This window comes from Mesorhizobium sp. M7A.F.Ca.AU.002.02.1.1 (genome assembly GCF_003998535.1).
GTDB lineage: Bacteria > Pseudomonadota > Alphaproteobacteria > Rhizobiales > Rhizobiaceae > Mesorhizobium > Mesorhizobium ciceri.
Map to the genome: position 1 here is coordinate 1 of NZ_RZPB01000484.1, position 4,739 is coordinate 4,739.

At 61.5% G+C, this 4,739-nt stretch carries 6 protein-coding genes; 3 read left to right on the plus strand and 3 right to left on the minus strand.

Annotated features, from left to right (window positions below; all coding sequences use genetic code 11):
* On the plus strand, positions 1-852 hold an 852-nt coding region (locus EN879_RS24685; RefSeq protein WP_245493860.1), incomplete at its 5' end, for an FAD/NAD(P)-binding oxidoreductase.
* Positions 853-995: 143 nt separating this feature from the next.
* Here EN879_RS24685 and EN879_RS24690 read toward each other — a convergent pair.
* Entirely contained in the window at positions 996-1,403 is a 408-nt protein-coding gene (locus EN879_RS24690) for a hypothetical protein (RefSeq protein WP_063167732.1), read from the minus strand.
* A 115-nt stretch (positions 1,404-1,518) separates the two neighbouring features.
* Between EN879_RS24690 and EN879_RS24695 the strand changes: the two genes are divergently transcribed.
* Together EN879_RS24695 and EN879_RS24700 are read left to right on the plus strand one after the other, a co-directional pair.
* Complete coding sequence (locus EN879_RS24695; RefSeq protein WP_013532326.1) at positions 1,519-1,947, plus strand: MarR family winged helix-turn-helix transcriptional regulator; 429 nt, start codon at positions 1,519-1,521, stop codon at positions 1,945-1,947.
* A gap of 115 nt (positions 1,948-2,062) precedes the next feature.
* Positions 2,063-2,875, plus strand: coding sequence for a DUF6817 domain-containing protein (locus EN879_RS24700; RefSeq protein ID WP_224620272.1), 813 nt, complete (start codon positions 2,063-2,065; stop codon positions 2,873-2,875).
* Positions 2,876-2,946: 71 nt separating this feature from the next.
* Here EN879_RS24700 and EN879_RS24705 read toward each other — a convergent pair whose 3' ends face one another.
* Together EN879_RS24705 and EN879_RS24710 are read right to left on the minus strand one after the other, a co-directional pair.
* Positions 2,947-3,687: a polysaccharide deacetylase family protein gene (locus tag EN879_RS24705; RefSeq protein ID WP_081714379.1), complete on the minus strand. Its 741-nt coding sequence runs from the start codon at positions 3,685-3,687 to the stop codon at positions 2,947-2,949.
* Between the two features lie 76 nt (positions 3,688-3,763).
* A partial coding sequence (locus tag EN879_RS24710; protein ID WP_127274305.1) for an EAL domain-containing protein occupies positions 3,764-4,739 on the minus strand: 976 nt, incomplete at its 5' end.

Genomic DNA, 4,739 nt, shown 5'->3' on the forward strand with positions numbered 1-4,739 from the left:
GGGCTGGAGGTTGCGCGGGTCGCAGCCGAGCGCGGCCACAAGGTGACGGTGCTTGAAGCATCGAGCCAGGCCGGCGGCCAAATTCGACTGGCGACGCAGAATCCGCGCCGCAAGGAGCTGATCGGTATCATCGACTGGCGGCTGGCTGAACTCGCCCGGCTCGGCGTCGAGATCCGCTACGACACCTGGGCGGAGAAGGACGATGTTCTGGCGCTGTCACCCGACGTGGTGGTGGTCGCCACCGGCGGCCTGCCGCAGAACCCGCCGCTGACGGCCGGCGACAATCTTGTCACCTCAAGCTGGGACATCATGGCCGGCAGCGTCAAGCCGGCCGAAAATGTACTGCTCTATGACGACAATGGCGGCCATCAGGGCATGGGCGCCGCCGAACTGATCGCCAATGCCGGCTCGAAACTCGAACTTGTCTCGCCCGAACGTTTCTTTGCCCCGGAAATGGGCGGCATGAACCATGTGCCGTACATGCGCGCCTTTCAGGAAAAGGGCGTCAGCATCACCATCAACACGCGGCTGCGTTCGGTGCGCCGCGAGGGCAACCAACTGGTCGCCGAACTGGCATCGGATTTCGCCGATGGCTGGCGCGGCGAGCGCAGGGTCGACCAGGTGGTGGTCGAGCACGGTACGTTGCCGCTCGATGATCTCTATCTCTCGCTGAAGCCTCTGTCGAAGAACGGCGGTGCGGTCGACTACGAACGGCTGGTGAGCGGTGGCGACATCTTCCCCAAGCGCAATCCAGAAGGCGGCTTTGTACTGTTCCGCATCGGCGACGCGGTCGCTTCGCGCAACATCCATGCCGCCATCTACGACGGCATCAGGTTCGGCTTGCGGATCTGAAATTGGGCGTTGCCAGGATCGGTGGCGCGCGGCCGGACCTGCGTACGAGAGCCCATGTACTTCGGTCTGGCCGCGCGCTCGCGCGTCATTGGCTCGTCGCCAGACAACGCACGATTCTGTGAGGGTGTGCCGCGTGGCGGCGTTCAAAACATTCTGGCGGTGGCCATGCACAGCACTGTCAGCACCAACAGCCCCCCGGCAATGCGCTCGCCTCTTGTCATCTTCGCGCGCAACTGCCTTTCCGTTGCCGCATCGGCACCGGCAAGCTGCCTGCTGGTTGAGCCTACCAGCGCGCCTTGCACGCCGGCGGCGATCAGGGCCGTCACGATGCCCAGCGCCAGCACCTTCTCCATCGAGCCGAAAACACCCTCGTGAAAGAAATACCAGAGCAGTATGCCGGTCAGGAAAACCAGGCCGGCAGCGCCCATTTGCGGCCGGAAGAACCGTTCCGCCCGGATGTCCGGGTCACGGCCGACCGCGATGGTCGTGCCCGCCCAGAATACGCCTGCCATGACATGAAGACCGATAACGACGATGTAGACATATTGCATGACCGGATTTCCTCTTTAGCCCGCCATCTCTAGATAATTAGATATCGAATGGTTAGATGTCAATATATAAGTCGTGCCAGTTCCATCCGTGCATGACACCGTCTAGGGTCCTGCAATGACACCCTTTGACCGCCCGCCAGTCGGCATGAATCTCGGACGAACCGCCAAGCTGGTTGCCCAGGCCTTCGATGCTGCCCTGGTCGAGGCTGGAGGTACATTGCCGATCTGGCTCACGCTGCTATCGGTCAAGTCGAGCAACCTTGCCAACCAGCGCGAGCTTGCCGGCATGATCGGTATCCAGGGCGCGACGCTGACCCATCATCTCAACGCCATGGAGGCGCAGGGCCTGCTGATGCGCCGCCGCGACCCCGTCAACCGCCGGGTTCATCTGGTCGAATTGACCGAGGCCGGAGAAGCGATGTTCGAGACACTGCGCAAGGCCGCGCTCGTCTTCGACAAGCGGCTGCGAGTGGGATTGACCGACGAGCGTCTGGCGGAGTTCGCGCAGGTGCTGGCTGTGTTGCGGGGCAATGTCGGGGGATAGAACCCTGCGGACCAAGAATTTCCTTGGACTGGACTTCCCTCATCACATTTGTAACGTTCCATTGTCCGGCTGATCCTGGTGGGAAGAGGTCAGGCTCAACTCTTCTGTAAAATCTGTGCAAGAATACCGAAGCCGCTGGCTTCGGGAGCGAGAAGTCGCCGGAAAACCTAACAACGTTCGGGGGGACAAGTTGACCAAAGAAGATCTGTTCGTTCCGCGCCAGACCAACACGGCGCTTTACATCCAGCTATACGAGGCTGGATATCCGCTTGCCGATATCGCCAGGGTGCAGAAGGCGTATCGTGTGTGTTGCGCGATGTTCAACGGCCGTTATCGCAAGACGGGACGGCCTTTCATCTGCCATGCGGTGGGAGCTGCGTCGTCGGTCGCGCATTTCGACCAAAGCGTCGATCTTGTCCTCGCCGCTATGTTTCACGCCGCCTATGACGGAGGCCAGTATCCGGACGGCAAATCCAGCAGGCGAACCGATGCTCATCGCAAGTGGCTGGAGCAAAAAATTGGTCCTCGCGTCGAGGGTCTTGTCGCTCGCGTGGTCGGACTGAAATTCGACACGGGAGATCCCGAGCGCATTGTGGACAAAGGTGTGCCGACCGGCGACGAGGACATTCTGTTCCTGGCGCTTGCCCATGAGGTCGATGACCTGGCGGACGGCGGACTGGCGTTTGCGCCCAAATACGGCCAGTCGATTCGTTCGAGGGTTGCTGCCTGCGCCACTCTGGCCAGGAATCTGGGCCGCGAAAATCTTGCCGCCACCATCGAAGGTTACGGCGCCCGCTACGAGACGATGGCGTGGGCTGCTCCCCTCCAGGAGACGAAGCTGGTGGGCTTTCAGATGACGCCTAATTTGCGCACATACATCAAATTGCGTCGGCACAAGCTGCGCGGGGAGTCGATCGAGGTGCTTTGACGCCTTGCCGGCCATGCGACAGCATCGGGTACCGATGCACATCCGCTGAAGAACTCGCCGTCCTCACCGGTTCAGTCGTCGTAGCCCTGGATTGCCCCAAAGGCGTAACGGCGCAGCTTCAGCGCGGCGATCAAATTGGTCAGCTTCGTCTTGCCGTCGAAGCCGTCCTGAAACATCTCGTCATGCATCAGCAGGATCAGCTTGCCGGGCTTGACGAAGCGGCCATAGCCGAACAGATGATCGATCTCGCTGACCAGATGGTCGACGCTCTGCACCGGCTCGCCGTTGTCCTTGTGCACCCATTCATGGTCCCAGCCGTAGAGATAGAAGCCTGAGGCCGCGACAAATTCGTAGTCGGGCTCTTCATGCCCCTCCTGGGCGAGGCCAAGCGAAGTGTCGTTCTTCGACATGGAGGGCAGCCTGAACACGTCGCGCCCCGGCAGCCTTGCATGCACCACGGGCTTCAAGCCGAGCACCGCGTTTGCCCGTACCATGTCGGCGACGACACCCTCGGTGTCGCCGTAGAAATGCCGGTAGTGATTGTAGGCATGGCTGTAGCTGTGGTTGCCGAGCGTCACCAGAGGAAGCTGCTTGGCGCGCTGGACGAGCGCTCTGTTGGCAGCGCTCGCCTGTGCGTGCATGCCGACCATGAATAGGGTTGCAGGAACCTGCTCGGCCTCCAGCACGTCGAGGATGTTGCTTGTGCCGTTCAGCGGCCCATCGTCGAAGGTAAGATAGATGGTGCGATCGGCGCCCTGGGCGGGGGCCGCAAAGATCAGCAGTGCCGCAAGGGCAAACCGAAACGGTGTCATCAGCCCCGATATCCCTGTTGCGATCACGACAAGGCGGCCATCTTCACACGCGGTTGTCAAGGCAGCCCGGCCGTACCTATGCCAGGCTTCCTTGCAGCACCGTCAGCTTGGCCTTCTTCGGCATGCGAGCGGTCAGCCATTCCAGCGCCTTGTCGTGCGGCATCGGGAAGGCGATGGAGTAGCCCTGCACCTGGTCACAGCCGATCGCCATCAGCGAATCGAGCTCGGCCTCGGTTTCGGCACCCTCCGCGACGATCGAGATGCCGAGGCCACGCGCCAGCTCGGTGATGGCGCGCACGATCTTCGAGTTGTCGCCATTCTCATGGATGTTCTGAACGAAGCGGCGATCGATCTTCAGCCGGTCGATCTCGTTCGGGTTGACATGGCTGAGCGAAGCATAGCCGGTGCCGAAATCATCGAGTTCGAGATGGACGCCGGCTGCCCTGATGTGGCGCAGCTTGGCGGCGATGCCTGTCTTTTCGTCGTCGAGGATGACGGATTCGACGATTTCCAGCGACAGTTTTTGCGGCGGCAGCCCAGCCTTTTCCAGCGTCTCGAACAAGAACGCATCGAAATCGTGCTCGCGCAGCTCGGTGCCGGAAACATTGACGGCAAGCCGTCCGAAGGCAATGCCGGCGCGATTCCATTCGGCCGCCTCGTTGATCGCCTTGGTGATGACGATGCGGCCGATCTCGGGCATGAAGCCGCATTTCTCGGCGACCGGGATGAATTCGCCGGGCGGGATCATGCCGCGCTCCGCATGGTTCCAGCGCACCAGCGCCTCTATGCCGCTGATCGTGCCGTTGGTCAGCGAGACCTGCGGCTGGAAATAGACCTGGAACGCCCGCTCCGCGATGGCGACCTTGATGTCGTGCTCGAGCTGCTTGCGATAATCGAGTTCGCGGCGCAGTTCCTCGGAGAAGAAGGAGAAGTTGCCACCGCCAAGCTTCTTGGCGGAATAAAGCGCCAGGTCGGCATGGACCAGCAAATCCCCAGCATTGTCGGCGTCGATCGGATAGACCGCGATGCCGGCGCTGGCGCCTGGGAGACTG